Annotated in this window: 2 protein-coding genes; one reads left to right on the forward strand and one right to left on the reverse strand. The window is 40.7% G+C overall.

Going from position 1 to position 1263, the window contains the following annotated elements; translation table 11 throughout:
• The coding region (locus AWV70_RS24985) for an amidase family protein (RefSeq protein WP_235588800.1) at positions 1–395 on the reverse strand (395 nt) is incomplete at its 3' end.
• A 511-nt stretch (positions 396–906) separates the two neighbouring features.
• On the opposite strand from AWV70_RS24985, the gene AWV70_RS24990 reads away from it, so the two are divergent.
• A partial coding sequence (locus AWV70_RS24990) for a pyridoxal-phosphate dependent enzyme (protein WP_235588811.1) occupies positions 907–1263 on the forward strand: 357 nt, incomplete at its 3' end.

Below are 1263 nucleotides of genomic sequence, written 5' to 3' on the forward strand. Positions count from 1 at the left end.
CATAACTCCGGTGTATTTGTCTTGCCGATGATGATTGCCCCTTCGGCTTTCAATTTCCTCACAACATCCGCATCATTTTCCTGCACGTAACCTTTTCTGCTGAGCAGGCCACCGGTCGTTTGCATTCCGGCAACATCAAAAGATTCTTTCATGCTCATCGGAACGCCGAACAATGCCCCTACCGCTCCTCCGTTTGATAATACAGCATCTGCCTGTGCAGCCTGCTCCATTGCTTCGTCGAAACGGTCTTCTGCAAGAAAATTCACCGTGGGATTTTTGTTCTTCATCCGTTCAATGAATACAGAAGTGATAGTGGAAACTGATACTTCCCGATTCATGACCATTTCCCTGATTTTCAAAGCATCTGCTTCCAATATGAAATCTATATCCTTCATGCCCATTCCCCCCTTCTCCTACTTCCCTGAACTTCAATTCTATTCTATCTATTCATTATAGATAGAAATCCATGTATAGACAACTTAATAAAGCCCCCTTCCTCATTGGAAAGAAGCTTCACTAATTTACATAAGATTCAATAAAATGACAACGAGTATTATGATGCAAGACGCTCCCAACACGGCCCATTGACCCCTATCAGGGTTATCTGGCCTGCTATCCCATTTCTGCATAACAAATTCTCCTTTACTTTGGATATTCCATAAGGATTTCCCACATCGAAGTTCCTTAAACAGACTATTCCAAAGCCGTACAAGAGCTTACCCCGATTATACGAGATTGATTTTCTTATAAAGAAAACGCTTACATATTTATCCGAATAATGCATTTAGATATATTCATTCAAATTCATTGGCAATTGCGAACAATCTTATGTTCTTCTTCGGTGTTTCATGGTAATATAATAAAATATTCATTTTAGATACCGGAGGGAAAGAGCATATGACGAAAATGGCTAAGAGTGAAATGAAGACAGTACAAGTGGAAGATATCCTGATTGCTAATCAATTGCTCAAAGATGTTGTGAATCATACACCTTTGCAAAAAAACGAGAGGCTATCCGAGAAATATGACTGCAATGTCTATATTAAGCGAGAAGATTTACAATATGTGCGTTCCTTCAAATTACGCGGCGCCTATTACAAGATCAAGCGGATTGAAACAGAAGCCCGCGAACAGGGCATTGTCTGTGTAAGTGCGGGCAATCATGCGCAAGGTGTCGCTTATGCTTGTGCTCAATTGAAGATCGGCGGTAAAATCTTCATGCCACAAACAACACCGAAACAGAAAGTCAACCAAGTGAAAATG

This window comes from Sporosarcina koreensis (genome assembly GCF_001531445.1).
GTDB classification, from domain to species: domain Bacteria; phylum Bacillota; class Bacilli; order Bacillales_A; family Planococcaceae; genus Sporosarcina; species Sporosarcina koreensis_C.